Annotated in this window: 24 protein-coding genes; 7 read left to right on the top strand and 17 right to left on the bottom strand. The window is 61.7% G+C overall.

Annotated elements, in window-relative coordinates; translation table 11 throughout:
* Positions 1–261: 261 nt before the first annotated feature.
* From K7H91_RS04520 to K7H91_RS04480, 9 genes are all read right to left on the bottom strand, one after another.
* The gene (locus K7H91_RS04520) at positions 262–1,323 is read right to left on the bottom strand and encodes an ABC transporter ATP-binding protein (RefSeq protein ID WP_230719006.1); all 1,062 of its coding nucleotides are present in this window, start codon (positions 1,321–1,323) and stop codon (positions 262–264) included.
* A 46-nt stretch (positions 1,324–1,369) separates the two neighbouring features.
* A complete protein-coding gene (locus K7H91_RS04515) occupies positions 1,370–2,686 on the bottom strand; it encodes a D-tagatose-bisphosphate aldolase, class II, non-catalytic subunit (RefSeq protein ID WP_230719005.1) in 1,317 nt (438 codons plus the stop codon).
* Complete coding sequence (locus K7H91_RS04510; RefSeq protein WP_230719004.1) at positions 2,683–3,633, bottom strand: SIS domain-containing protein; 951 nt, start codon at positions 3,631–3,633, stop codon at positions 2,683–2,685. The genes K7H91_RS04515 and K7H91_RS04510 overlap by 4 nt, the downstream gene beginning before the upstream one ends.
* 12 nt (positions 3,634–3,645) lie before the next feature.
* Positions 3,646–4,479 (bottom strand): carbohydrate ABC transporter permease, encoded by an 834-nt coding sequence (locus K7H91_RS04505; RefSeq protein ID WP_230719023.1) that lies wholly within the window; start codon positions 4,477–4,479, stop codon positions 3,646–3,648.
* Positions 4,480–4,502: 23 nt separating this feature from the next.
* Positions 4,503–5,417, bottom strand: a complete 915-nt coding sequence (locus K7H91_RS04500; RefSeq protein WP_230719003.1) for a carbohydrate ABC transporter permease — start codon at positions 5,415–5,417, stop codon at positions 4,503–4,505.
* Positions 5,414–6,670: an ABC transporter substrate-binding protein gene (locus K7H91_RS04495; protein ID WP_230719002.1), complete on the bottom strand. Its 1,257-nt coding sequence runs from the start codon at positions 6,668–6,670 to the stop codon at positions 5,414–5,416. The genes K7H91_RS04500 and K7H91_RS04495 overlap by 4 nt, the downstream gene beginning before the upstream one ends.
* Positions 6,671–6,699: 29 nt before the next feature.
* On the bottom strand, positions 6,700–7,647 hold the full coding sequence (locus tag K7H91_RS04490; RefSeq protein WP_230719001.1) for an N-acetylglucosamine kinase: 948 nt from the start codon (positions 7,645–7,647) through the stop codon (positions 6,700–6,702).
* A complete protein-coding gene (locus tag K7H91_RS04485; RefSeq protein ID WP_230719000.1) occupies positions 7,644–8,438 on the bottom strand; it encodes a DeoR/GlpR family DNA-binding transcription regulator in 795 nt (264 codons plus the stop codon). Before K7H91_RS04485 ends, K7H91_RS04490 begins: the two co-directional genes overlap by 4 nt.
* A 137-nt stretch (positions 8,439–8,575) precedes the next feature.
* Positions 8,576–9,892: an alpha-glucosidase/alpha-galactosidase gene (locus K7H91_RS04480; RefSeq protein WP_230718999.1), complete on the bottom strand. Its 1,317-nt coding sequence runs from the start codon at positions 9,890–9,892 to the stop codon at positions 8,576–8,578.
* Positions 9,893–9,986: 94 nt separating this feature from the next.
* On the opposite strand from K7H91_RS04480, the gene K7H91_RS04475 reads away from it, so the two are divergent.
* Entirely contained in the window at positions 9,987–10,844 is an 858-nt protein-coding gene (locus K7H91_RS04475; RefSeq protein WP_230718998.1) for a helix-turn-helix domain-containing protein, read from the top strand.
* A 75-nt stretch (positions 10,845–10,919) separates the two neighbouring features.
* On the opposite strand, the gene K7H91_RS04470 is transcribed toward K7H91_RS04475, so the two are convergent.
* Positions 10,920–12,167 carry a hypothetical protein gene (locus tag K7H91_RS04470; RefSeq protein WP_230718997.1) on the bottom strand — a complete coding sequence of 416 codons (1,248 nt, stop codon included), beginning with the start codon at positions 12,165–12,167 and terminating at the stop codon, positions 10,920–10,922.
* Positions 12,168–12,336: 169 nt separating this feature from the next.
* Between K7H91_RS04470 and parC the strand changes: the two genes are divergently transcribed.
* A complete protein-coding gene (parC, locus tag K7H91_RS04465; RefSeq protein WP_230718996.1) occupies positions 12,337–14,616 on the top strand; it encodes a DNA topoisomerase IV subunit A in 2,280 nt (759 codons plus the stop codon).
* Positions 14,617–14,754: 138 nt separating this feature from the next.
* Here parC and K7H91_RS04460 read toward each other — a convergent pair whose 3' ends face one another.
* From K7H91_RS04460 to hemB, 7 genes are all read right to left on the bottom strand, one after another.
* Entirely contained in the window at positions 14,755–15,384 is a 630-nt protein-coding gene (locus tag K7H91_RS04460; RefSeq protein WP_230718995.1) for a LysE family translocator, read from the bottom strand.
* 97 nt (positions 15,385–15,481) lie between these two features.
* The gene (locus K7H91_RS04455) at positions 15,482–16,549 is read right to left on the bottom strand and encodes a hypothetical protein (protein WP_230718994.1); all 1,068 of its coding nucleotides are present in this window, start codon (positions 16,547–16,549) and stop codon (positions 15,482–15,484) included.
* Positions 16,539–17,087: an ImmA/IrrE family metallo-endopeptidase gene (locus K7H91_RS04450; RefSeq protein WP_230718993.1), complete on the bottom strand. Its 549-nt coding sequence runs from the start codon at positions 17,085–17,087 to the stop codon at positions 16,539–16,541. The genes K7H91_RS04455 and K7H91_RS04450 overlap by 11 nt, the downstream gene beginning before the upstream one ends.
* A 297-nt stretch (positions 17,088–17,384) precedes the next feature.
* Positions 17,385–17,852, bottom strand: a complete 468-nt coding sequence (gene mscL, locus K7H91_RS04445) for a large conductance mechanosensitive channel protein MscL (protein WP_230718992.1) — start codon at positions 17,850–17,852, stop codon at positions 17,385–17,387.
* Between the two features lie 124 nt (positions 17,853–17,976).
* Positions 17,977–18,729, bottom strand: coding sequence for an arginyltransferase (locus K7H91_RS04440; protein ID WP_230718991.1), 753 nt, complete (start codon positions 18,727–18,729; stop codon positions 17,977–17,979).
* 95 nt (positions 18,730–18,824) lie between these two features.
* On the bottom strand, positions 18,825–19,292 hold the full coding sequence (locus tag K7H91_RS04435) for an RDD family protein (protein WP_018067659.1): 468 nt from the start codon (positions 19,290–19,292) through the stop codon (positions 18,825–18,827).
* 80 nt (positions 19,293–19,372) lie between these two features.
* The gene (hemB, locus tag K7H91_RS04430) at positions 19,373–20,395 is read right to left on the bottom strand and encodes a porphobilinogen synthase (protein WP_230719022.1); all 1,023 of its coding nucleotides are present in this window, start codon (positions 20,393–20,395) and stop codon (positions 19,373–19,375) included.
* Between the two features lie 40 nt (positions 20,396–20,435).
* On the opposite strand from hemB, the gene K7H91_RS04425 reads away from it, so the two are divergent.
* The 5 genes from K7H91_RS04425 (at position 20,436) to nusB (ending at position 24,833) form a co-directional block, all read left to right on the top strand.
* Positions 20,436–20,909 (top strand): DUF6163 family protein, encoded by a 474-nt coding sequence (locus K7H91_RS04425; RefSeq protein ID WP_230718990.1) that lies wholly within the window; start codon positions 20,436–20,438, stop codon positions 20,907–20,909.
* A 122-nt stretch (positions 20,910–21,031) separates the two neighbouring features.
* A complete protein-coding gene (locus K7H91_RS04420) occupies positions 21,032–22,318 on the top strand; it encodes a L,D-transpeptidase family protein (protein ID WP_018067662.1) in 1,287 nt (428 codons plus the stop codon).
* A gap of 153 nt (positions 22,319–22,471) precedes the next feature.
* Positions 22,472–23,776: a serine hydroxymethyltransferase gene (gene glyA, locus K7H91_RS04415; protein WP_230718989.1), complete on the top strand. Its 1,305-nt coding sequence runs from the start codon at positions 22,472–22,474 to the stop codon at positions 23,774–23,776.
* Complete coding sequence (nrdR, locus tag K7H91_RS04410) at positions 23,776–24,258, top strand: transcriptional regulator NrdR (RefSeq protein ID WP_018067664.1); 483 nt, start codon at positions 23,776–23,778, stop codon at positions 24,256–24,258. Before glyA ends, nrdR begins: the two co-directional genes overlap by 1 nt.
* Positions 24,259–24,365: 107 nt before the next feature.
* The gene (nusB, locus tag K7H91_RS04405) at positions 24,366–24,833 is read left to right on the top strand and encodes a transcription antitermination factor NusB (protein WP_230718988.1); all 468 of its coding nucleotides are present in this window, start codon (positions 24,366–24,368) and stop codon (positions 24,831–24,833) included.
* Positions 24,834–24,878: the final 45 nt, after the last annotated feature.

Here is a 24,878-nt window from a genome sequence, read left to right as displayed (position 1 = left end):
GTGACGTAACGGCGACGCATCAATCGTGCCCGGTTCGTCGCCGCATAGCCCCCCAATCTTCTCGCCCCGGAGGGGAGAGATGTCGCGAAAGCGACAGTGAGGGGGGAGACTATCCCCGCGAACGCCCTCACGAGTTGAGTTGCCGCGCCACCCTCACTGCCCCTGTCGGGGCATCTCTCCCGCCAGCGGGAGAGAGTATTGGGGGCTATGCGGCGAGGCCATGCACGATGGCCTTGCCCGTAATGTTCCAACCTGAAGCCGTCAGATACGCTCGCCGGTCTCCGCGTCGAACAGGTGGATCTTGTCGATATCCGGCTTGATGGTGAGGCGGTCGTGGGCATCGACCGTCAGCCATTCGCGCTGGGCGACCATGATGTCGTCCTCGCCGATGCGGCAGATGATCTGGGTTTCGGCCCCGGTCGGCTCGACCACCACAACCTCGACATCCACGCCGCTGTCGTCGAGCGCGATGTGCTCCGGACGGATGCCGTAGATCACCTTCCGGCCGGGCGCGGCCGCGCAAGCGGGCGGAAGCGGCAGCCGCCCGCCGCCATTAGCGATAAATTCCGGCTGCCCGTCCGTGCTGACGCGGCCTTCGATCAGGTTCATGCCCGGCGAGCCGATGAAGCCCGCGACGAACACGTTTCTCGGCGTCGCGTAAAGCTCGAGCGGCGTGCCGAACTGCTCCACATGGCCATCACGCATCACCACGATCCGGTCGGCCATGGTCATGGCCTCGATCTGGTCGTGGGTCACGTAGACGATGGTGGTCTTGAGCCGCTGGTGGAGCTGCTTGATCTCTGAGCGCATCTGCACGCGCAGCTTGGCGTCGAGATTGGACAGCGGCTCGTCGAACAGGAACACCTGCGGCTGGCGCACGATCGCGCGGCCCATGGCGACACGCTGGCGCTGGCCGCCGGAGAGGTTGCGGGGATAGCGGTCGAGCAGCTTTTCCAACCCGAGGATCTGGGCGGCCTCGCCGACGCGGCGCTTGATCTCGTCCTTCGGCGCTTTTGCCAATCGCAGCGAGAAGCCCATATTGGCCTCCACCGTCATGTGCGGATAGAGCGCGTAGGACTGGAACACCATGGCGATGTCACGCAGCTTCGGCGCGACATCATTGACGACCTTGCCGCCGATCGCGACCTCGCCGCCGCTGATCTCCTCAAGTCCCGCGATCATGCGCAGGAGCGTCGATTTTCCGCAGCCGGACGGGCCGACCAGAATGACGAACTCGCCCTCCTGAATGTCGATATCCACGCCATGCAGGACTTCCACATGTCCGTAGCTCTTGCGGACCTTTCTTACGTCTACTGAAGCCATATCGGTTTCTCACTTGCCAGATTGCGGCGCGTAGCACCTGTCATGTTCATGCGGCCTGCCTCGTCCTTGAGCCGGTGGCGTGGGCATAGGGCAGAAGGGCCGCGTCGATCGCGGCAAGGCACAGATCGCGCGCGTGCGGCGCGACCCTGCCGGCGACCACGTCCGGATAGATCCGCGCCATATGCTGGCTGATCAGCGTTTCGGGAATATCGCCCTCAAGGCGCGCAAACAGCGCATCGATCGCGGTGGCGGCTTCCTTTTCCGGCCAGTAATAGCGGATCCGGTCGCTGTAGCTGAAATGGCGCTGCAGCCGCTGTTCGGCATCCGAGCCGGTGTAGTGGGAGCGCCAGTGGCCGGGTTTTTCCAGCATCAGGCTCTCCATGGCCGAAAACAGTGTCCCGTGGCCATCTTTGCCATCAAGCGTGGCGGCTATGGCATCAAGCCCGTACAGCGCCTCGCGCAAGGCGAAGGTCAGGCCGGGCCCGACCTTGAGGATCGCGAAGCCGTCATCGACGAGCTGAGCCAGCGCCTCCATCGGCTGGTAGTCGGTGGAATGGGCCTCGTAGATCAGGCCGGGCAGACCATCCAGTGCGCCGACCAGCGCACGGGCCCGCTCGGGCTTATAGATTGCAACATTGGCATTGCCGAATTCGACGCCCGGCTGAACCACGATCCCGACGACCCGATCAAGCGCCGTGGCAATGCCGGCATCGGTGAACGCATCGCGGTGGACCGCATAGGTGTTCTTCACGGCGTCGGCATCGGTTGGCTCGATGTCGTCAAGGGCGTGGGTCGCCCCGCCCGGCGGCGGCACCTCGGTGCCGATGATGTAGACCGGCGGGCGGTGGCCTGCGTCTTGCGCCGCCTGTTCGGCGACCTTCGCGAGCCTTGCTGCGCGTTCCGCCGTCAGGTCGTCGGCAAGGGCCGCCGGTTCCCCGGCGCAGCCCATCGAGGTGTCGAGATGGAGCTTCTCGAAGCCCGCCGCGGCATAGGCGGCGATCATGGTTTCGGCGCGGGCCATCGCCTCGTCCGCGGCAAGGCTTTTCCACGGATTGGGGCCGAGATGATCTCCGCCGAAGATGATGCGCTCGGTTGGAAAACCGATCGCGCCGGCGATCTTTTCGATGAAGGCGCGGAAATCCCGCGGCGTCATGCCGGTATAGCCGCCGTACTGGTTGACTTGGTTGCAGGTGGCCTCGATCAGCGCGACCGCGCCATCGGCCGCAGCGCGCCTGAGCGCTGCCTCGATCACCAGCGCATGGGCGGAGCAGACCGAGGTGATGCCGCGCGGGAGCGCGCCGCTGCGCCCGCCGAAAAGGCGGGCGAGCGCGTCGTGGCGGTTGTGTTCAAGCGGTGCCGTCATGCGAGCTTCACCACCTTGGTCAGATGGCGCGGCGCGACGGTGTCGAGACCTTTCATCTGTGCCACCCGCTCGCCGAGGATCTGCAGTGCCGGCAGCATGGCAAGCCCCGCAAGCGAAAGGCCGGTTTCGAGATCGAGGGCGAGGTCGCCCGGCCCGCCGAGGCCGATCACCACCGCGCCCTTGTCCTGAAGCTCCCTCACAACCTTGGCTTCCTCTGCCTTCTGGTCGGAATAGAGCATGACCACGGCGGTTTCCTCGCTGACGAGGCTGATCGGGCCATGGCGGTATTCCAGCGGGTGGAAGGCCTGGGTCACGGTCTGGCTCATCTCCATCAGCTTCAGCGCGCCCTCAAGCGCGATGCCGTAGAGCGGGCCGCCGCCGAGGAAGACGAAATGCGAGCGGTTCTCGATGAGCTGCGGAAGGGCGGCGTCGAGATCGTCCATCAGCCTGCGGGCGGTATCGATGATCGCGGTCGTCATATCCTGGCCGATCATGCGCTGGCCGAGCAGCAGCATCAGGCTTGCCGACACCGACATCACGATGCCTTCGTCGGGATGGGAGGGCGAGACCACCAGCGTATCGCAGTTTTTCGCAAGCGGGCTTTCCGGCTCGACGGTAATGGCGGTCACATGGGCGCCGGCGGCGCGGCTCGCCTTGGCGGCGGCGACCGTTTCGGTGCTTTCGCCGCTGCGCGACAGCGCGATGACATGGGTATTCTTCCAGTCCGGGAAGAAGGCCTCCGGCCGGCTCAGCCATTCGGCGCCTGGCACCGCGATCGCGGCGCGGCCTGCGAGATTGAAATAGGCCGCAAGCGACAGCGCAAGGTTATAGGATGTGCCGCAGCCGACGATGACGGTCAGCGCCGCGTCATGCGAACCGGGTTTCCAAGTGATCGCCTTTTCCCAATAGGGGAATTGCTCGAAAATCACTTTTTCAGTCGTGTTCATGTTGTCTCCGGTTTATTTGACCGAGCCTGCCAGCAGACCGCTGACGAGGTACCGGTTCAGGAAAATGACGACGAGGGCGGGGATGATGATGGCAACGGAACCGCTTGCCGTTATCAGGCCGTAGTCGACGAAGTTTTTGGTGACGAATTCGGGGATCAGCACCGTCAGCGGCTTGGTTTGCGCCGGCGAGAAGATCAACGGAATGAGGTACTGGCCCCAGGCGCCGAGGAAGGTGAGGATGGCGGTCGCCGTCAGTCCAGGCCCCGCCAGCGGCAGCACGATGTTGAAGAAGATGAAGAGCCGTCCGGCGCCATCGAGCTGGGCCGCTTCCTCGAGCGCGATCGGAAGCGACTCGAACACGCTTCTGAGCAGCCAGAGCGACAGCGGCAGATAGGCCGAGACGTAGATCAGCGCGATGCCCGTATAGGTGTCGATCATGTGCAGGCTGATCAGGATCCGGTAAAGCGGGATCAGCACGGCGTAGGCCGGGATCGCGAGCGTCGCTACCACCAGGATGAACAGGGTCTTGCGGCCCGGAAAATCGAGCCGGGTGAAGGCATAGGCCCCGAGCGCGGAGATCGCCACGCACAGCACCGTCGCCAGCGCCGAGGTCACGATGGAGTTGAACAGCGCCGCGCGGAACTGCGCCCAGACCTCGACCCCGCCGATGCGGTCGATGCCGATGCCGAAAATGCGGGCGAAGTGATCGAAGGTGATGTTCTGCGGGAAGAAATGGATCGGGCGGGCCGAGAAATCCTCGGTCGGCGTCAGCGCGCTGGCGAAGGTCCAGTAGACCGGTCCCAGCGACCAGATCAGCAGCACGGCAAGGCCGGCCCAGATCATCATGCGATAGGCAAGAGACTGTTTCATCAATCATACCGAGTGTTGCGATAGACGCGGAGCACATAGACCAGCGACACCAGAAGCGAGACGAAGGTGATCGTCAGCGACAGCGCCATGCCGTAGGAAAAGCGCAGGTTCTGGAAGGTCTCGAGATAGATCTGCACCAGCACGGGCCGGGTTTCGAGGCTCGCCCCGGCAAGCACCCATGCCTCATCGAAAAGGTTGAAGGCCTGCACGGTAGCGTTGGTCATGGAAACCGCGATCGCGCTGCGCACCAATGGAAGCGTCACCAGCGTCAGCATCTGAAAATTGGTCGCGCCGTCGATGCGAGCGGCCTGATAGAGATGGTCGGGAATGCTCTGCATGGCGGCAAGCACGATGACGATGGTAAGCGGCATCATCCGCCAGACATGGACCACGGTGACGGCCATGATCGCGCTGGTGCGGTCGTTGAACCAGATGTGGTTTTCGAAGGGCAGTCCGAGGGCGGTGAGGATGCCGTTCAGAAGGCCGGCGCCGGGCTGGTAGATCCACAGCCAGATCACAGCGTTGACCACGCCGGGCAGCGCCCAGGGCAGGATCACGGCGGCGAGGATCCACTGGCGTCCGACCTTGACCTGGTTGATCAGGGCGGCGGCCAGCACGCCGAAAACGGTCTCGGCGAGAACGGCGAGGATCACATAGGAAAATGTGTTCATCCAGCTCATGCCGAGCTGTTTGTCGGAGAGCATGCGGGTGTAGTTGGCAAGGCCGACGAAGGGCGTGCCCGGTTGCATCGGATTGACGCGGTGCAGGCTGTCCCAACTCGTGACGAGCATTGGATAGAAGACCAGCGACGCCATGGTAATCAGGATCGGCGCGGCCAGAAGCAGGCCGAGCATGGTATCGGCATTGAAGCCGATACCGCGCTTGCCCCGCATTGTGGAGGCGGCAGATGTCATTGGGCCATGGCCTGTTCGGCGGCGTCGGCAATGTTCTGCATCGCCTGTTCAACCGTGATCTGGCCCTTGGCGGCGCTGTTGATCGAGGTATTCACGGCGCTCGAAAACTCCGGATACCACTGCGGCGTGCCCTGCTGGAACAGCGGCTCGACCGTGGTCGACTGTTCAACGAGAACGTCGCCGGAATGCATCACGCCGGTCTCGTTGACGGCCGAAAGCACCGATGTGCGGGTCGGCAGGAAGCCGTTCTTGTAGTTCTCCTCCTGGAAGTCCTTGGAGGTGAACCACTTGATGAACTCAACCGCGGCTTCCTTGTTCTGCGAACTGTTGGGAATGCCGAGCGCTTCCGGCAGGCCGAAGCTGCGGGTCTCGCCGCTTGCCGTCGGCACCAGAATGGCCTCGACATCGCCGGCGACCTTGGACTGATCCGGATCGTTCATCTGGCCGAGCCGGCCCGGTTCGCCCGAGATCATGACGCTGGTCTGGCCCTGGGAGAACATGCTGTCATTGATCTGGCTGTCGGTCAGGCTGACTGCGGCCGGGTCGACGAGGCCTTCGTCCAGCAGCATCAGTTCGAATTCCAGCGCCTTGTAACCGGCGGAATCCGGCGATGTGAACAGCGGCTTGAAATCGGCGTCGAACAGTTCGCCGCCAAAGGCCTTGGTCAGCAGATACCAGCTCGTGGATGCGCCTTCGGTTGCCGAAAGCGGCAGGCCGATCGGATATTCGACGATGCCGGCTTCCTTGATCTTCTTGGCGTCGGCAACGAGCTCGTCGAGCGTCTTCGGCGGCTCGGTGATGCCGGCTTCCTCAAATTGCGCCTTGTTGATCAGCATGACGCGGAAGTCGTTGGTGTAGGGGATGCCGAGGATATCGCCATCGACGGTGAAGATCTTGGTAACGCCGATATCTTCGACGGTCGCGGGGTCGATCACGTCGTTGAGCGGCATGTACCAGCCGGCGGCGGCAAACTGGCCGGTCCAGGACCAGTCGAATTCGGTCACATCGGCGGGCGCGGTGCCGGCGACGAGGCCGGTGACGAGCTTGAGGCGGATATCGTCCCACGAAAGCGTCTGGAGGTCGACATGGATGCCGGTGTCTTCCTCGAAATCGGCGGCGATATTGGCGCCTTGCGGGGAGGGCAGAAGCACCGTGATGGATTCGCCGGCCAGCGGCTTGGCATCATCGGCAAGCGCCGGGATGGCGAGCAGCATGGCTGTCGAGGTGGCGAGTGATAAAAGCAGTCTGTTCATGTTCCCGTCCTGTCTGGTTTTTGGAGAGTTCAATCCGTCCCGTTTCGGGCGGAGGCGATTTGCCCGACAAAGCCCTCTTCGAGCGGCCAGTCGAGACATTGGGCGGCCGCCAGCAGCGCGCCGCCAATGGGGGAAAGTCGGGGCGGAACCGGCGCACGGCCGATCCGGCGCGTCAGCGCTTCAAGCAGCACCGGGCTTGCGAATGCGCCGCCGGCATAGGTCCAGTCGGCATCGCTCGCGCAGTGTGGGGCGATGGCCATGACGTGTCGGGCCAGATCGTCGGCTGCCTCTTCCATCAGCGCGTTTGCGCCGGCATCGCCGGTGCGGGCCACGCGGTCGACCACTTCGGCAAGCGCCGCGATGCCCGCGCGGGGCCGCTCAAGGCCGGTCACCCAGTCGCCGAGCGCGTTCATCGGGTCGGCTCTGTCGAGGGAAAGGGCGTCAAAAACTGCGTCGGTCAGCGCGGTCGGTTGCCGGCGACCGTCGATCGCCTGGCTGATCAGGCTGAGCGCGGCGCGACCGATCGCATAGGCGCTGCCCTCATCCCCGATCATATCGCCCCAGCCGCCGACGCGGGCGGAGCGGCCGTCCTCATCGCGCGCCCAGGCCATGGAGCCGGTGCCGGAGAGGATCAGGATGCCGGGCCGGCCGGACAGCGCGCCGAAATGGGCGGCCTCGACATCGTTCAGCACATGTCGTTTCGCCGCCGGAAAGGTCTCGGCGATCGCCTGTTCCTGAAGAGCGGAGAGGCGGGTCACCTCGCCATAGGCCGGCAGTGCGGCCGCCACCGCCTGGATTTCGGCGGCCCCGGCAAAGGGGCGCAGCACCGTATCGAGGACTTCGCGCCATCCGGGATTGTCCATCGGATTGACGCCGCCGCCGCGGGCCGTCTTCACGATCCGCCCCATCCTGTCGGCAAGCGCCGCCAGCACCTTGCTGCCGCCGCCGTCGATGCCGAGGATCAGGCCGTCGGTCATCCGTTCGCTCCCGCCTCGACGATCGTGTTATCGATCCCGTTGTCGTCGAGATGCGCGCGCCATTTCTGTGAAATGGCGGAATCGGTGATGACGTGCGCTTCGGTGAGGGGCGCAACCTTGTAGGTCGCCATCGTGTCAAACTTGGTGGCATCGGCCAGCACGAAACAATGCGCCGAGCGGGTCAGCATGCGCCGGTTGAGGTGGGCCTCGCCATTGTCGATGCTGTAGATCGCGCCATCGGAACCGATCGCGCTCGCGCCCAGGAAAAGCTGATCGAACCAGATCAGGTCCAGCATGGCTTCCGCCTGCGGGCCGACCAGCGAGGCGTTTTCGCTGCGCAACTGGCCGCCGAGCAGCGTGACCTCGAGATTCGGAATGTTCAGGAATTCCTGCGCGACGATCAGGCCGTTGGTGAAGATGCGCAGCGGGATCGGGCTGATCCGGATCAGCCGGGCAAGCTGCAGAACCGTGGTGCCGGCATCGAGGAAGATCGCGGAACGCGGCTGCAGGGTTTCATAGGCCGCCGTGGCAATCGCCCGCTTGGCGGCAAGATTGCGCTTCTCGCGGGCCTGGAACGCCATTTCCACCGAGGAGCCCTCGGCAATGCGCGCGCCGCCATGGACCCTGACGATCGAGCCCTCCTGCTCGAGAATCTGCAGATCGCGGCGGACGGTGGCGAGCGAGGCGCCGATCGCGTCGGCCAGATCCTGGATCGCGGAAAACCCGTTCACATAAAGATGGCTGCGTATCGCTTCGAGACGATCGACCTTGACGCCCTGTGGCTGAGACATCCGCATTCCCCTGTTATTTTCGATCACAATGCTGATTGAAACGATCATTGTCAATCAGTTTTATGATTTATTATGATCGAAAACGCCGGCGACATTGCTGTCGCCGGCTTCGGGAGCGGAGGAAAAGGGCGCAAACTCTAGTGATAAGCGGGCAGCAGGTCCCCGTGCCGCTCAATCAGCCCATCCACCAGTTTCCAGATTTCGTCCGGGGAAAGCTCGGCCGATGTGTGCGGGTCGAGCAGGGCGGCCTGGTAGATGCGGTCGCGGCTTTTGGTCAGCGCGGCCTCGACCGTCAGTTCCTGCACCGAAATGCTGAGCTTCATCACCGCGGCGAGCTGGGTCGGAACCCGGCCGATCCGGATCGGCTGAATGCCGTTATGGTCGACATGGCAGGGCACTTCGACGATGCATTCGTCCGGCAGGTTGGAGATCAACCCGTTATTGGGCACGTTGCCGTAGATCAGCGCCGGCTTGCCGGTGACGCCGGCATGGATGATGCCGGCGGCATATTCATTGCTGCGGCACACCTCGATCGGCCTGTCGCCTTCCAGCTCCTTGCGAAGCGCATGCCATTCGGCGATCTGCTCCTTGCAGCGGCGGATATATTCGTCCAGCGGAATGTTGAAACGGTCGATCAGGTCGTCGCGGCCGTCCTTGATGTACCAGGAGGTATACTCCGAAAAATGCTCGCTGGATTCGGTGACGAAATGGCCGAGCCGTTTCAGCGCGTCGAAGCGCACCCGGTCGTCGTCCGGCACCTTGCCGTCGGCGAGAAGCTGGCGCAGGCGCGGATAGAGATCCTCGCGCGAACCATCGGCATGCAGCTTTTCATATTTCAGGAAAAACGCGATGTGGTTGATGCCGGCCGAGAGGTAATTGATGTTCGCCACATCCTCGCCGAGATAGGAGGCGAGCTGGCCGGCGGTGTGCTGCACGCTGTGGCACAGACCGACGGTGCGGATTTCCGGCGCGATTTCCTTGATCGCCCAGCAATTGATTGCCATCGGGTTCACATATTGCATCAGCAGCGCGTTCGGGCAGACATCCTCCATGTCGCGGCAGGTCGCCTCCAGCACGGGGATGGTGCGCAGCCCGCGGAAGATGCCGCCGATGCCGAGCGTGTCGGCGATCGTCTGGCGCAGGCCGAACTGTTTCGGCACGTCGAAATCGGTGACGGTGGCCGGCTCATAGCCGCCGACCTGCATCATCAGGATCACGAAATCGGACCCTTTCAGCGCCTCGCGCCGGTCCAGCGTCGCGTCGACGCGGATATCGTCAAGGCCGAGCGCCGCGCAGATGCGGCGGGTGACGATTTCGGAGGTTTTCAGCCGTTCGGGATCGATGTCGAACAGGCTGATGGCGATTTCGCCGGGGAGATCGGAGGACAGTACATCGCCGAGAATGTTCTGGGCGAACACGGTGCTGCCGGCGCCGACAAGGCAGATTTTGGTCATGATGGGTTCCTTTCTTTTCGGCGAAGCTATATCTCCAAAACAAGATTTTCCTCCGGCGCTCATATCGATTAGTCCGGGATTGGAGTGGTGAGCGATGGCAGCAGGCAATTATGAAGTGGACGACCTGACGCTGGCGCGCGGCGATTTCCTGATCGAGCGCCATATCGCGACCGCCATGCCGGCGGCCCACTGGCACGATCACGTCGAGCTCAACCTGCTGCTTGAAGGCGAGATGACCTATCTCTTCAACGGTCGGCGCGAGGAGGTCGAGGCGGGGAGGCTGGTGCTGTTCTGGGCCGCGATCCCGCACCAGACCATTGCGGTCACCGACAACGCCGCCCTGATCGTCATTTACCTGCCGCTCGCCGATTTCCTGGCGCTGCCGATCGATCGCGAGGCCCGGCGCTTCACCATGCAGGGCGGGTTTTTGACCGACCCGGCCGCCACCGGCCATGACGGCTTCGTCACCGCGCGCTGGGTGGAGGAGTGGAACAAGAGCGGGCCGCAGCGCCGGAGCCTGCTGCGCGAGGAAATCGCGCTGAGAGTGCGCCGCTTCATTCTCGATTGCGTCGAAACCGGCCGGCTTTCAGGCGGGGAGGCGGGGACGGCAGCGGTCGCCGCCGCCGTGCGTCATGTCGAGGCGCTGACCGATCTGGTCAACAGCCATTACGGCGAGCCCGTTTCGATGCCGGATCTCGCCGCCCGCGCCGGCATTCATCCGAGCACCGCCAACAAGGCCTTCCGCGATGTGCTGGGCCTTTCCGTCAACGAATATCTCACCCGCTACCGGGTGGCGCGCGCCATGCAGAGGCTGGTCGACACCGAAGACCCGATCCTCACGATCGCCTATGATTGCGGGTTCGGATCGAGCAGCCGGTTCTACGAATTGTTCAAGGCGCGCACCGGCCAGACCCCGCTTGCCTTCCGCAGGGCTCTGTCTCGCAAGGGGTGAGACAGGCGTTGAGACCGGCCCTAATGCAAAAACCCCGGCAGATATTCTGCCGGGGGCAACTGCGAAGACCTTGTCTTACTGATTGGCCTTGATCTCGAGATTGAGAAGCTGGGGGATGGCCTTGGGCGCGGCGGCACCCGCCATCACCACGGCCAGCACAGGCATCTGCATCTGCGGCTTGATGCTGACGGAGAAGCTCTGCGGATCGGCCAGGTAACTGTCGACCGCGGACGAGATAGAGGCGGCAAGGTCAGGCATTTCCAGCCCGGCGAGGCCCGCCGTCATCTGCCCCTTCCACTCGGCGATCAGCGCATCGGTGGAAATATTCTTTTCCTTCGCGATCGTCTGGATCAGACGGTTGGTGATGCTGTCATCGGTAAACCGGATCGACAGGCCGCTGACGCCGATGGTCTGGCCGAGCTGCATCAATTCGGCCTGATAGGGATTTTCCTCTTCCGACGAGGCACCGTCCGAAGGGGCGTCCTCCATCTCTTCGCTCTGGGCGATCTCCGAAATCTTCTGAAGCGTTTCCAGCGTTTCAAACGTGACGCCGGTCAGTCCCATGCCGAAGTCGAGCGTGCCGACATTCTCCGTGGCGAGGCTGTAGGTGGCGACGTTGAGATCGCCCGTTTCCAGATCCCAGTTGCCGCTGATCGTGAATGTCGACGTGGTCTGCAGGAGATCGAGTTCCTCCAACCTCGCGCGGGCTTCGGGCTCCAGATCGTCGACCTGCGAAAGGTCGAGCGAAATCCCGGTAACATCCGCGAGATAATCGGCCTTGGTCCGCGCCTCGTTGAAGTTCTGCTTGGCGGAAGCATCGTCGATCGTCAGGAGCTTGTCGCCTTCGACGGTGACGCTGATGTTCTTGACCTCCGTGCTTTCGCCATAGCCCCAGCCGGAAAGAACCGCGAGGTCGGCGCTGGCGGGAACATGGATATTGGTCTCGGTGTACGAGGCGATGGCGATCTCAGCGTCTTCCATCGTGAAGGCCATGTCGGACGCCGTCGACTTGCCGATCATGTAGCTGCCGTCGGCATTTTCCTGAACGTCCTGAAGGTCGAGCGTGATCGGCGCCTTCTGCTTGAATTCGTCCATCTCCTCGCCCGCTTCCGCCAGGGGCGAAAACTCCATGCCGGAGATCGTCACGCTGCCGTTCGAGCCTTCCTCGACGCTGTCATAGGTGAAGGTCATGTGCGACTGTTTTTCGGTGACGGCTTTCAGTTTGGCCATCAGATCGTCGGTGTCGAGGGCAAACGCGGGAGCGCCCGATGCGGCCAGAAAACTGCCTGCGAGAAGAAGCTGCGTGAGACGTGATGTGGGCATGAAGTGCTCCCTGAAAATTAGATGTTGCGCTACGGTTTATTGGCCATATAAGGCCGAATTGCAATTTTGCTATGAATGCCCGGTAAATGGGGCGCGTTTTCCCTTGTTTTCAGGGGATTGCGGGCGGCCCCGCCTTGCGGGCAAGGGTTGTATCCTCTAACAGAAACCCATGGGAAAAGAAATCACGCCACCGGAAGACGGCGACGGACACACGGACGCCGTGGACCTGCGCAAGGCCCTTGAGGAACGCTACCTCGCCTATGCGCTTTCGACGATCATGCACCGGGCGCTGCCGGATGTGCGCGACGGGCTGAAGCCCGTGCACCGCCGCATCATTCACGGCATGAGCGAGATCGGTGTGCGCCCGAACGCCGCCTACAAGAAATGCGCGCGCATCGTCGGCGACGTCATGGGTAAGTTCCATCCCCATGGCGACGGCTCGATCTATGATGCGCTGGTGCGCCTCTCGCAGGATTTCGCCCAGCGTTATCCGATGGTCGACGGCCAGGGCAATTTCGGCAATATCGACGGCGATAGCGCGGCCGCCATGCGCTACACCGAGGCGCGCATGACCGATGTCGCCGCGCTGATGCTGGAAGGCATCGGCGAGGATGCCGTCGATTTCCGGCCGACCTATAACGAGGAGGACGAGGAGCCGGTGGTGATGCCCGGCGCCTTCCCGAACCTGCTCGCCAACGGCTCTACCGGCATCGCCGTCGGCATGGCGACCTCGATCCCGCCGCACAACGCCCATGAGCTGTGCGAGGCGGCGATCTACCTGATCAAGCATCCCGACGCCACCGTCGAGGACATCATGACGCTGCCGGACGCCGACGGGCCGAAGGCGAACATGATCCAGGGCCCGGACTTTCCGACCGGCGGGATCATCGTCGAGGATTTCGCCTCGATGGTCGAAACCTATAAGACCGGCCGCGGCGGCTTCCGGCTGCGTTCGCGCTGGGAAAAGGAAGACCTCGGGCGCGGCAACTACCAGATCGTCGTCACCGAAATTCCCTATGGCGTGCAGAAATCTCGGCTGATCGAGAAGATCGCCGAACTCCTGATCGCCCGCCGCCTGCCGCTCCTGGAGGATATCCAGGACGAATCGGCCGAAGACATCCGCGTCGTTCTGGTGCCGAAATCGCGCGCCGTCGATCCAGCGCTGCTGATGGAATCGCTGTTCAAGCTCACCGATCTCGAACAGCGCTTCTCGATGAACATGAATGTGCTGTCGCAGGGCAAGGTGCCGAAGGTTATGGGCCTTGTCGATGTGCTGAAGGAATGGCTCGGCCACCGCCGTGAGGTGCTGCAGCGCCGCTCGCGCCACCGTCTGGCCGCCATCGACCGCCGGCTTGAAATCCTCGGCGGCCTGCTCGTCGCCTATCTCAACCTCGACGAGGTGATCAAGATCATCCGCGAGGAGGATGAGCCGAAGGCGGTGATGATCGCCCGGTTCGAGATCACCGATGTCCAGGCCGAGGCGATCCTCAACATGCGGCTGCGCGCTCTGCGCAAGCTGGAGGAAATCGAAATCCGAAAGGATTTCGATGCGCTGACGGCGGAAAAGGCCGATATCGAGGCGCTTCTGGCATCAGAGGAACAGCAATGGAAGACCGTCGCCTGGGAAATCGGCGAGGTCAAGAAAACCTTCGCCAAGGCGACCGAGCTCGGCAAACGTCGCTCGACCTTCGACATTGCGCCTGATACCGATGTCGAGGCGATCCAGCAGGCGATGATCGAGAAGGAGCCGATCACTGTCGTCATCTCCGAAAAGGGCTGGATCCGGGCGCTGAAGGGCCATGTCGACACCTCCGGCGTGTCGTTCAAGGAGGGCGACAGCCTGAAGCTCGCCTTCCCGGCGCAGACGACCGACAAGCTTTTGATCGTCACCACCGGCGGACGTGCCTTCACGCTTGGCGCGGACAAGCTGCCCGGCGGGCGCGGCCATGGCGAGCCGCTGCGCATCATAGTCGATATCGATGCCGACCAGGATGTCGTCACCGCCTTCGTGCATGAGGCCGGTCGCAAGCAGTTGATCGCGTCGACCGCCGGCAACGGCTTCATCATCGATGAAGACCAGATGGTTGCCAACACCCGCAAGGGCAAGCAGGTGATGAATGTTTCGGCCAAGGACGAAGTCAAGCTTTTGACGCCTGCGGTCGGCGACCACATCGCCGTGATCGGCGAAAACCGCAAACTGATCGTCTTCCCGATGTCGCAGGTCGCCGAGATGGCCCGCGGCAAGGGCGTGCGCCTGCAGCGCTACAAGGATGGCGGCCTGTCGGACGCCAAATGCTTCGCCATCGCCGACGGCCTTAGCTGGACTGACAGCGCCGGCCGCACCCATATGCGCACCGCCGAAGAACTGCTCGAATGGCGCGGCGACCGCGCCATGGCCGGCCGTATCGCGCCCAAGGGGTTCCCGAGGAACGGCAAGTTCAGGGGGTAGGGGCGGCGGAGCGCTGCGGCGAAAGGTGCTTGCAGGACAATGGGCCGCAATGCGGTTATTCACCGGAGCTGCGGCCCTGGTCATCAACCCTTTCGACATCTCCGCCCAACGCCACGGCGCTTTGCGAAGCTCCCTGGTTTACACCTTCGCCGTCAGCAGTTTCACGCCGGCGAACACGAAGAAGCCGCCCAGCGCCGCCTCCACCACGCGGCGGAAGCGGGTGAGGCCGGCGCGGACCATGGCGCTGGAGAGCAGCAACGCATAGGCGCCGTGGCCGGTGAAGGACATCAGGAACGATCCGGCGACGAACAACAGGACGATAGGGGCGGGGGCATCGCCAACGCCGCCGACGCCGGCGATTGCCAGCCAGAACATGATCGCCTTGGGGTTCGAGACCTGCAGCAGATAGCCGCCGGCGACCTGCCGCCGGAACGAGCGCAGCCCGGGCACAAGCGGCGAAAGCGGCGGCGGATTGAGCATCTTGCCGAAGGATTTGAACGCCAGGAAGAACAGATAACCTGCACCCGCGAAGCGCACCATCTCCATAGCATGGGCAACCTCTGCGAAAATGATCGAGAGCCCGAGCACGGTGGCGATCGAAAGGGTCATGCTGCCGCAGGCGACCCCCAGCGCGGTTGCCACCGCAGCCCCACGCCCCTGACCCATCGCCACGCCCAGGATCAGCATCACGCTCGGCCCGGGCGACAACACGCCCACCAGCAAGATCGACCACGCGAGCATGAGTTGCGGGAGGTAGTAGGTGAGCATGGTAGTGCCTTTATTTCCGTTCAGGCGAATTGTTCGATGTAAGGTAAGCTCAGAGCTACACTTCGTCACGATCGAGTGCATCGCGCCGAGGAGTTATTCAGTCGTCATTATTATCTTCGAGTGGTTCTAGCTCATCCCCGATATCGGAGTCCTCTTCAGACGGACCATCGTCGTTTCCATTGCCGCTGTTTTGTGGTTCTCTTCCTTTCTCTTGGTCAAAGTGTGTTGCGATCAAATCTCTAAGCTTTTGGTAGCTCGTTGGAGGGGGAATGGTCTCGCTTTCGTTGTTTTCTGGTAGTACGATTTCATCCGTTCCAACTACTTCACAGTAGGCTTGAAGATATTCAGAAATACTTTCATTGCTAATGTTGCTAGAAAGTTGAAGTATTTCTCGCTCTTTCGTTCTAAATTTTTTTGTAGTCAAATGATTCATTGTGTCTATATAGATCATAGGGTAGGGTATGCCCTTGTTTACTCCTTTTAGTTCAGTTGGAAGGTCTATTCGTATTTGATAAGAGAGTCTTGAGCCTTCAGGTATGCTAGTAAATAGTCTTGCCAGCTGTACGCTCAGCGTAAAACGTTCGCGCGTCGCGGTGCTGGCGACACGAAACCCGGTGTCTATGGCTTTTCCTAGGAAATCGTAATCAAATGGTCGGGTGTCGGCTGCATTTTCGAGGGCTTCTGATGCTGAAAAAAACTCTTCATCACTTTCTGTTTTTTTCAGCTGAACAGCCCGGTTCGGTTCCGGAAATGCGGCGAGCCAAGCAGAGCCTTTGACGTTAAGATCAATTCCTTCGTCAACCAGGTGCTTGCGATAATCATGCAGTGTATCGATGAAAGCGCTAACCGCAGTTACTACAGCCTTTTTGTTTTTCACGCGAGAACAGAAAACAAGTTCGTCTCCGACCGCTTTCCATATCACTGGACACTCATGGTCGCCGTCGAGTTCATTAGCTTGCTTCTGGTAATTTCCGCGGTAGCGGCTAGGGAAATCGCCATAAAACTGCTGAAAAACCGTCACCCACTTAGGTGTGATACCTTCTTCTCGATCCTCGCCAGCTGTTGAATTTTTGAACGCTGTGGAGCCGCTCAAATCGACAGACAGGAATAACCGAACGCGATACTCAGCAGGGTCGTACCGCTTCGGAGAAGACTCAGATTCCAAGAGCTTTGGCCCTTACTTTCACGGCCGCTTGTGTGACGCCAAACGTGTCGCTCGCGACCCCTAAGGCGTATGCCTCTCTAAATTCTTGTTCCGGCATCAAGAATGCTGACGCAAACCAGTTTGCTTCCCATTCGCATCTGACGAGGTCAGAATCGCTTTCATCAACGCTTCGGGTTGCCTTCATGCCTTGTCCAGGAAAGGTGCTCCGGACTTTAGGCCAATGGACTAATTTATGGCCAAGCTCGTGGGCCAGAGTAAAATTATCTCTTAATGAACTAGTATGCGAGGACAGGCGGATCAGGAATTTACCATCCGGCTCGACCACTACCGCGTCGGTCTGGTCTTCATCAAACGCACTTATATATTCGATCTCGCCGCCATTTCTGCGAATCAAATCGGGTAGGTCAAACCCGTTCGATATTTTAGCAATTTTTCGCTGCTTTTCAGCGAATGCAAACATGTTGGCTTTACTGACCCGAGAAGGTATGGGGGGGTGGTAGGTCACAAGTTTATTCTCAATATCCATACTGGCAGTCATCGCTCTCTCTCCCTCTTCGAGTGACGATGCAGGGGATGTTCCTAATTCGTTCCTTTATTCTATATATAGGAAGAGATTCGGTAAAGTTGAGATTAATGGGGTTTTAGTTTAAAGAATAATCGATTTCAATGGTGTCTGAACTGCCCCGAACGTATCAAATCCGTTCGAATTGGCCCGGCACGCCACAGACCGCAAATCGTTTGACCTCAAGCGCATCGGCTTTGCCGTCATCGCCAGGGGAAAATGGACGGCGAACCTGCGCCGATCATAGCCGTGCTCTTCCCGCGATACCGGGTTTCACGATGCGGCGTTGGCGTCCCGCTTTCTCAACTCGTCGCGGATTTCGAGCAGGACCTGAAGTTCGCTCGGGCCGGGCGGCGGATCGGCCACGGCGGCCTGCTCCTCGGCGGCCTTCCTGTGGGCCTCGGCGGCCGCGCGCATGCGGTTGATCGCCTTGACCAGCATAAACACCACGAAGGCGATGATCATGAAGTTGATGACCGCGGTGATGAAGGCGCCATAGGCAAAGATCGCGGCTCCTTCCTCGCGCGCGGCCGCAAGGCTCGCGCCATCCGGCACGCTGCCGCTGAGGACCACATACATGTCCGAGAAATCGATGCCGCCGATAATCAGGCCGATGACCGGGTCGATCAGGTCGGAGACCACAGAGCGGACGATCGCGGTAAAGGCGGCCCCCACGATAATGCCGACCGCCATATCGACGACATTGCCTCTTGCGATGAAATCACGGAATTCTTTCAGCATGCGCTCTGACCCCTTCTTTCGGCGATGCGCTGGCGCACCGCATTGATAATCGTCAGGAAACTTAGCGCAGGGATGCGCCGGCTTCTACATGGGGCGGGCGAAAAATACGGAACGGCGGGACGGGCTAGGCTTCGAAATCGCCCGGGTCGGCGCGTTCCCAGCCTTGGCCGGTCAGATGCTCCTGGGGCTGGAAGCGCTTCTTGTAGTCCATCTTCCGCGAGCCCTTCACCCAATAGCCGAGATAGACGTAAGGAAGGCCCATCGTCTGGGCGCGTTCCACATGGTCGATGATCATGAAACTGCCGAGCGAGCGCTTCACATAGGCCGGGTTGAAGAAGGAATAGACCATGGACAGGCCGTCGACCATGAAATCGGACAGCGCGACCGCAACCAGTTCGCCTTCCTCCTCCAGCAGGCCGGTCGCCACGCGATACTCGATCAGGCGGGTCTCCACATGGGTTTCCTCCACCATCACCTTGTAATCGTCGAGGCTCATATCGGCCATGCCGCCGCGCTGGTGGCGGCTGTCGAGATAGGTGCGGAAAAGGTCGAATTGTTCGGCGGTGGCATAGGCCGGGCGTTCAACGCCGACGAGATCGGCGTTCCTGGCCTGGGTCTTGCGCAGCGAGCGGGTGGGCGCGAATTCACCGGCGACGATGCGTACGGAAACGCAGGCGCGACAGTGTTCGCAAGCCGGGCGATAGGCGATGTTCTGCGAGCGCCGGAACCCGCCCTGGGTCAAAAGGTCGTTCATCTCGCCGGCGCGGGGGCCGACGAGATGGGTGAACACCTTGCGCTCGCGCTCCGCCTCAAGATAGGGGCATTGCGCCGGCGCGGTCAGATAGAACTGTGGCGACTGAGTGGTCTGCGTATTCATGCCCGGCGCACCATGCAACGAAACTTAATCACAGGATGGCGCAATTCACGGGAACGTCAACCTTTCTGATTTGCGGGATGCGCGTTTCCCGCAGTTCAGTAGCGCGCTTCCTCGCGCACCACGACGGCGCCGATCAGGAAATCATGCAGCAGGCGCTTGCGGTCGGTGAACAGGCCGACCAGCAGGATCAGCGGCGTCAGGAGCGAGTTGAACAGCCAGAACAGCGCCAGATGCACCAGCGCGGTCAGGAAATCGATCCTGAGGCCATCGGTGCGCAGCATTCTGAGGCCCATCGCCCGCATGCCGGGGGAGGCCTGGGCGGAGCCGCCGAGGCTGAAGCCGAAATAAAGCGCCGCCACGATGAAATAAAGCACCGGATAAAGAAAGAAGGCGAGGCCGAGCGTGGCGATGCCAACGAAGAACAGCAGCACCGCCGCCGGCACCCAGAGAATGGCGATCACGATATAATCGAAGATGAACGCCAGAACGCGCCGCGACAGCACGCCGGAATAGGCGTCACTGGCCGGCGGGGCCGAATAGGTCATGTTGCGTTCGAGGCTCATCGTTGTCTCCGTTGTCAATCGTGGTTCCAAACCCGATGTGGGTATTGGCTGGGGGAATGCAATAATTCAGCCCCTCGAGACTATGATTTCGCCAGCTTTTGCGCGACCTCGATCGCGAAATAGGTCAAAATTCCGTCGCAGCCGGCGCGCTTGAACGACAGCAGCGTTTCCATCATCACCCTCTCGCCGTCGATCGCGCCGCGCTCGGCGGCCATCTTGATCATCGCGTATTCGCCGGAGACCTGATAGGCGAATACCGGCAGACCGAAGGCTTCCTTGATGCGCCAGCAGATGTCGAGATAGGGCAGGCCGGGCTTGACCATCAGCATGTCCGCGCCTTCCTCGACGTCAAGTGCTGCATCGCGCAGCGCCTCGGTGCCGTTGGCGGTGTCGATGTAATAGCTCGCCTTGTCGCCCTTTAAGAGGCCCTTGGTCGAGATCGCCTCGCGGTAGGGGCCGTAGAAGCCGGAGGAGAATTTGGTGGCGTAGGACATGATCCCGACATCCTGGAAGCCCGCCGTGTCGAGGCGCTCGCGGATCGCGCCGATGCGGCCGTCCATCATTTCCGAAGGCGCGATGATATCGGCGCCGGCTTCCGCCTGGGCCACCGCCGCCTCGCAGATATGGTCGACGGTCGCGTCGTTGACGATTTCGTCGCCGGTGAGAATCCCGTCATGGCCGTGGCTTGTGAACGGGTCGAGCGCGACATCGGTGATCACGCCAAGCGAAGGGGCGGCGTTCTTCAGCGCCCGCGTCGCGCGGTTGATGAGATTGTCGGGGTTGAGGATTTCCGACCCCGACATGTCGCGCTTTTCGAGTTCGATATTGGGGAAGGTGGCGATCGCGGGAATGCCGAGATCGGCAGCCTTCTTCGCCGCCTCCGCCAGCCGGTCGACGCTCATGCGGCTGACGCCGGGCATGGCCGGGATCGGCTCCTCGATATTGTCACCGGGAATCACGAAGACCGGCCAGATCAGATCATCCACCGTGAGCCTGTTTTCGCGCACCAGACGGCGGGTCCATTCGGCCTTGCGGATGCGGCGCATGCGGCGATGACCGGTGATCCTGTCCACGAGGTGGGTCTTGTCGTTCGGCTCGCTCATCGTCTTCTCCGGCGCTGCTTCGTTCAGGTCGGCTTGTAGCATGTCGCACCGCCCGGACAAACACGCCGTTTTGTCGCTTTGGCGCGTTGCGTCAGGGTTTGTAACTTCGATTTTTGCAGCGTATAAGGCGGCGATGAATTCCGAGCAGTCACGTCCGCCACAACCCAGTTTTTCGCAGATGGCCTTCATGGTCTTCAAGCGCTGCGTGGCCGCGTTCTTGATGGCGATCGCGCTTTACAACTGGGCGGAGTTGATCGGCCTTGCCGGCACGGGGAGGTTCGATCTCGTCAGTTCCAACGAGCGCATCGTCGAGGTCGTGCTCGCGGTCGCCTATCCCGCCGCCGCGGCCGGTCTGTGGTTCGGCGTCGGCTGGGGGCTCGTGCTCTGGGCCATCGGGGCGGCCGTCGAAATGTTCCTGGTCGGGGCCGCCGCCGCGCTCGTGGGCATTCACGTTTTGTTGTTTGGCCTCTACGCCGCTTTCTGGATTTACCTTGCCTTCATTCGTCGGCGTTAGAATCTGCCGAAAAATGCCGTCGGTATCGATTTGAAACCCGACAACAATTGGCCATATTGATGTGCAAGGCACATCCATAGAGGCGTCCTCGACGCCCGCGGGACAGAAGAGAACTGGATTCTATGACAAAAGACCTGAACAAGACCGTCAGGACCGTGTCGCGACGCGGTTTCATCGCCGCCGCTGCGGGCGCTGTGGCGCTGCCAAAGCTTGCCGCCGCGCAATCGGCCGTCGACGCTTTGATCAACACGCCCGGCCGCGGCAAATGGGACGAGCAGTTTGACGCCGTAACCTCGCGCGCGCAGGCCGCCGTCAGCTCCAACCAGCCGATCCTCAGCCCCAACGCGCCGATGAACATCATGCAGGCGATGGCGGAGTACCAGCGGATCAATGCCAATGGCGGCTGGCCGGAAGTGCATCCCAACGTGCCGCTCCAGTTCGGCGTCTACGATCCGTCGGTGCGCCAGTTGCGCCAGCGCCTGATCGTCTCCGGCGACCTGCCGCAGGAAGCGGGCATCTCCGATTCCTACGATTCCTATGTCCAGGGCGCGGTGAGGCGGTTCCAGGCCCGTCACGGCCTCGCCGAAACCGGTTATATCGATGAATACACGCTGAAGGCGCTCAATGTCAGCGCCGCCGTACGTCTGGCCCAGCTCGAAACCAATCTGACGCGCGTCGAGGATCTCGGTTCCGATCTCGGTCAGCGTTACGTTCTGGTCAACATTCCGGCAGCCTATTGCGAAGCGGTGGAAGACAATGCCGTGGCGCTGCGCAATGTCGCCATTGTCGGTCGCCCCTCGCGGCCCACGCCGCTGTTGAATTCGAAGATCTTCGAGATCATCTTCAATCCGCCCTGGACCGTGCCGCGCTCGATCATCCAGAAGGATATCATGCCGCTGATGCGCGAGGACCCGAACTATCTGGTCGACAACAAGATCCGGCTCTATGACAACAAGGGCCAGGAAGTCGATCCGCTGACGGTGGACTGGAACGCCGAGAAGGCGCCCAACCTGACCTTCCGTCAGGATCCGGGCCCGAACAGCGCCATGGCCTCGACCAAAATCAACTTCCACAACAAGCATGCCGTCTACATGCACGACACGCCCAGCCAGTCGCTGTTCAACGACATTTTGCGCTTCGAATCATCGGGCTGCGTGCGTATCGAGAACGTTCGCGACCTCGATGTCTGGCTGTTGAAGAACACACCCGGCTGGAACCGCCAGAAGATCGAGGAGACGATCCATGCCGGCATTTCCACGCCGGTGAACCTCGCCGATCCGGTGCCGAACCACTTCGTCTACATCACCGCATGGTCGACCAAGGACGGGATCGTGCAGTTCCGCGACGACATCTACAATCTCGACGGCGCGCCGGAACTGGCGCTGCAGACTACCACCGGCATCGAATAGGCGTTTCCGCCCGTCCGACGTTTTCGGCTTCCAAAATGCCGCCGCTGAGCAATGCTTGGCGGCGGCATTCGTCTATTGCACGTTTTGAAGGCCGGCGTTAGAACGCAAGCGCCTTTACGGAATGCTTCCGCGATAAACCCTGAGGAGCCCGCGATGACCAGTCAGACCGCGTTTACCGAGAACTTCTTCAACCGTTCGCTTGCCGACACCGATCCCGATATCTTCGATGCGATCGGCAAGGAACTCGGTCGTCAGCGTCACGAGATCGAGCTGATCGCGTCGGAAAACATCGTTTCGCGCGCCGTGCTCGAGGCTCAGGGCTCGATCATGACCAACAAATATGCCGAGGGCTATCCGGGCAAGCGCTATTACGGCGGCTGCCAGTTCGTCGATATCGCCGAGGAACTGGCGATCGAGCGCGCCAAGAAGCTGTTCGGCGTCGAATATGTCAACGTTCAGCCGAATTCCGGCTCGCAGATGAACCAGGCCGTGTTCCTGGCGCTGTTGCAGCCGGGTGATACCTTCATGGGTCTCGACCTCAATTCGGGCGGGCACCTGACCCATGGTTCGCCGGTCAACATGTCGGGCAAATGGTTCAACGTGGTCTCCTACGGCGTTTCCAGGGAAGACAACCGCATCGACATGGATGAGGTCGCGGCGAAGGCCGAGGAGCATCGTCCGAAGCTGATCATCGCAGGCGGCACGGCCTATTCGCGCATCTGGGACTGGAAGCGCTTCCGCGAGATCGCCGATTCGATCGGCGCCTATCTGATGGTCGACATGGCCCATATCGCCGGTCTCGTCGCCGGCGGCGTGCATCCGTCCCCGTGTCCGCATGCCCATGTGGTCACCACCACCACCCACAAGTCCTTGCGCGGCCCGCGCGGCGGCGTGGTCATGACCAATGACGCCGACATCGCCAAGAAGGTCAATTCGGCCGTATTCCCCGGCCTTCAGGGCGGACCGCTGATGCACATCATCGCCGCCAAGGCGGTTGCCTTTGGCGAGGCGCTGCAGCCTGAGTTCAAACAGTATGCCGAGCAGGTGGTGAAGAACGCCCGCGCGTTGGCCGCCTCGCTGATGGAAGGCGGGCTCGATGTCGTCTCCGGCGGCACCGACAACCATTCCATGCTGGTCGACCTGCGCAAGAAGAACGCCACCGGCAAGCGCGCGGAGGCCGCCCTTGGCCGCGCCTATATCACCTGCAACAAGAACGGCATTCCCTTCGATCCGGAAAAGCCGTTCGTGACCTCGGGCGTCCGTCTCGGCACACCGGCCGGCACCACGCGCGGCTTCACCGAGAAGGAATTCGCCGAGATCGGTTCGCTGATCGTCGAGGTGCTCGACGGGCTGAAGCAGGTCAATTCCGACGAGGGCAATGCCGCCGTCGAGGCCGCGGTGCGCAACAAGGTGGTGAACCTCACCGAGCGCTTCCCGATGTATGGCTATATGGGCTGATGCGCTGCCCGTTCTGCAATTCGCCTGATACCCAGGTCAAGGATTCGCGCCCGGCGGAGGACAATACGTCCATCCGCCGCAGGCGCGTCTGTCCGGATTGCGGCGGGCGCTTCACCACGTTCGAGCGCGTGCAGCTGCGCGAGCTCGTCGTGGTCAAGAAGAACGGCCGCAAGGTGCCGTTCGACCGCGACAAGCTGGTGCGCTCCTTCGAGATCGCGCTGCGCAAACGCCCGGTCGAGCGCGAGCGCATCGAGCGGGCCGTCTCCGGCATCGTCCGGCGCCTGGAAAGCTCGGGCGAGCCGGAGGTGCAGTCGGAGGAAATCGGCCTTCTGGTGCTGGAAGCGCTCAAGAACCTCGATGATGTGGCCTTCGTCCGGTTTGCCTCGGTCTATCGCGATTTCTCCACCACGGAGGATTTCGAGGAGATCATTACCGAGTTCTCGGCCAAGATCGCCCGCGAAACCGGCGTCCAGCACGATTGAATTTCAGCAAAACACTTGCAAGCCGCTCGCCCGCATGGTTTAGCGGCACCACGAGCGCTGTCGCGCAAGATTACTGACCGCATCCTGACCGGATTGCGAGGAGCATCATGACCACGGAAAAGACCGCCAACCAGCGGGGCGCAGCACGCCTCGCCGCCGTTCAGGCCCTTTATCAGATGGATATCGGCGGAACCGCGCTTGCCGATGTGCTGGCAGAATACGAGGTCTACCGCCTCGGCAAGGAGGTTGACGGCGACACCTATCTGAAGGCAGATCCGGCCTGGTTCCGCTCGATCGTCACCGGCGTCGTGAAGGACCAGAAGACCCTCGACCCGATGATCGCCGGCGCGATCTCCGAGGGCTGGACGCTGTCGCGGCTCGATTCGACGCTGCGCGCCATCCTGCGCGCCGGCGTTCTGGAAATCGTCTCCAAGCCCGATGTGCCCACCGCCGTGATCGTCACCGAATATGTCGAGATCGCCACCGCCTTTTTCGACGGCGAGGAGGGCAAGCTCGTTCACGCGGTGCTCGACCGCATCGCCCGGCGCGAACGCGGCCAGCCCAAGGGCAACTGATTCTCCCGGTCGGCGTATCTGAGAACGCCGCATAGCCCCCCAATC

This window comes from Martelella mediterranea (assembly GCF_021021415.1).
Taxonomy (GTDB): domain Bacteria; phylum Pseudomonadota; class Alphaproteobacteria; order Rhizobiales; family Rhizobiaceae; genus Martelella; species Martelella mediterranea_C.
This window is presented reverse-complemented; position numbering and strand designations above follow the sequence as displayed.

Excerpts from the sequence above, each read along its gene's own strand:
- nrdR (WP_018067664.1), top strand. The coding sequence starts at position 23,776 with ATGCGCTGCCCGTTCTGCAATTCGCCTGATACCCAGGTCAAGGATTCG.
- nusB (WP_230718988.1), top strand. The coding sequence starts at position 24,366 with ATGACCACGGAAAAGACCGCCAACCAGCGGGGCGCAGCACGCCTCGCC.
- parC (WP_230718996.1), top strand. The coding sequence starts at position 12,337 with ATGGGAAAAGAAATCACGCCACCGGAAGACGGCGACGGACACACGGAC.
- K7H91_RS04520 (WP_230719006.1), bottom strand. The coding sequence starts at position 1,323 with ATGGCTTCAGTAGACGTAAGAAAGGTCCGCAAGAGCTACGGACATGTG.
- K7H91_RS04440 (WP_230718991.1), bottom strand. The coding sequence starts at position 18,729 with ATGAATACGCAGACCACTCAGTCGCCACAGTTCTATCTGACCGCGCCG.
- K7H91_RS04480 (WP_230718999.1), bottom strand. The coding sequence starts at position 9,892 with ATGACCAAAATCTGCCTTGTCGGCGCCGGCAGCACCGTGTTCGCCCAG.
- K7H91_RS04460 (WP_230718995.1), bottom strand. The coding sequence starts at position 15,384 with ATGCTCACCTACTACCTCCCGCAACTCATGCTCGCGTGGTCGATCTTG.
- K7H91_RS04420 (WP_018067662.1), top strand. The coding sequence starts at position 21,032 with ATGACAAAAGACCTGAACAAGACCGTCAGGACCGTGTCGCGACGCGGT.
- hemB (WP_230719022.1), bottom strand. The coding sequence starts at position 20,395 with ATGAGCGAGCCGAACGACAAGACCCACCTCGTGGACAGGATCACCGGT.
- K7H91_RS04475 (WP_230718998.1), top strand. The coding sequence starts at position 9,987 with ATGGCAGCAGGCAATTATGAAGTGGACGACCTGACGCTGGCGCGCGGC.
- K7H91_RS04485 (WP_230719000.1), bottom strand. The coding sequence starts at position 8,438 with ATGTCTCAGCCACAGGGCGTCAAGGTCGATCGTCTCGAAGCGATACGC.
- K7H91_RS04450 (WP_230718993.1), bottom strand. The coding sequence starts at position 17,087 with ATGACTGCCAGTATGGATATTGAGAATAAACTTGTGACCTACCACCCC.
- K7H91_RS04500 (WP_230719003.1), bottom strand. The coding sequence starts at position 5,417 with ATGACATCTGCCGCCTCCACAATGCGGGGCAAGCGCGGTATCGGCTTC.
- K7H91_RS04510 (WP_230719004.1), bottom strand. The coding sequence starts at position 3,633 with ATGAACACGACTGAAAAAGTGATTTTCGAGCAATTCCCCTATTGGGAA.
- K7H91_RS04425 (WP_230718990.1), top strand. The coding sequence starts at position 20,436 with ATGTCGCACCGCCCGGACAAACACGCCGTTTTGTCGCTTTGGCGCGTT.
- K7H91_RS04470 (WP_230718997.1), bottom strand. The coding sequence starts at position 12,167 with ATGCCCACATCACGTCTCACGCAGCTTCTTCTCGCAGGCAGTTTTCTG.
- glyA (WP_230718989.1), top strand. The coding sequence starts at position 22,472 with ATGACCAGTCAGACCGCGTTTACCGAGAACTTCTTCAACCGTTCGCTT.
- K7H91_RS04515 (WP_230719005.1), bottom strand. The coding sequence starts at position 2,686 with ATGACGGCACCGCTTGAACACAACCGCCACGACGCGCTCGCCCGCCTT.
- K7H91_RS04495 (WP_230719002.1), bottom strand. The coding sequence starts at position 6,670 with ATGAACAGACTGCTTTTATCACTCGCCACCTCGACAGCCATGCTGCTC.
- K7H91_RS04490 (WP_230719001.1), bottom strand. The coding sequence starts at position 7,647 with ATGACCGACGGCCTGATCCTCGGCATCGACGGCGGCGGCAGCAAGGTG.
- mscL (WP_230718992.1), bottom strand. The coding sequence starts at position 17,852 with ATGCTGAAAGAATTCCGTGATTTCATCGCAAGAGGCAATGTCGTCGAT.
- K7H91_RS04505 (WP_230719023.1), bottom strand. The coding sequence starts at position 4,479 with ATGATGATCTGGGCCGGCCTTGCCGTGCTGCTGATCTGGTCGCTGGGA.
- K7H91_RS04435 (WP_018067659.1), bottom strand. The coding sequence starts at position 19,292 with ATGAGCCTCGAACGCAACATGACCTATTCGGCCCCGCCGGCCAGTGAC.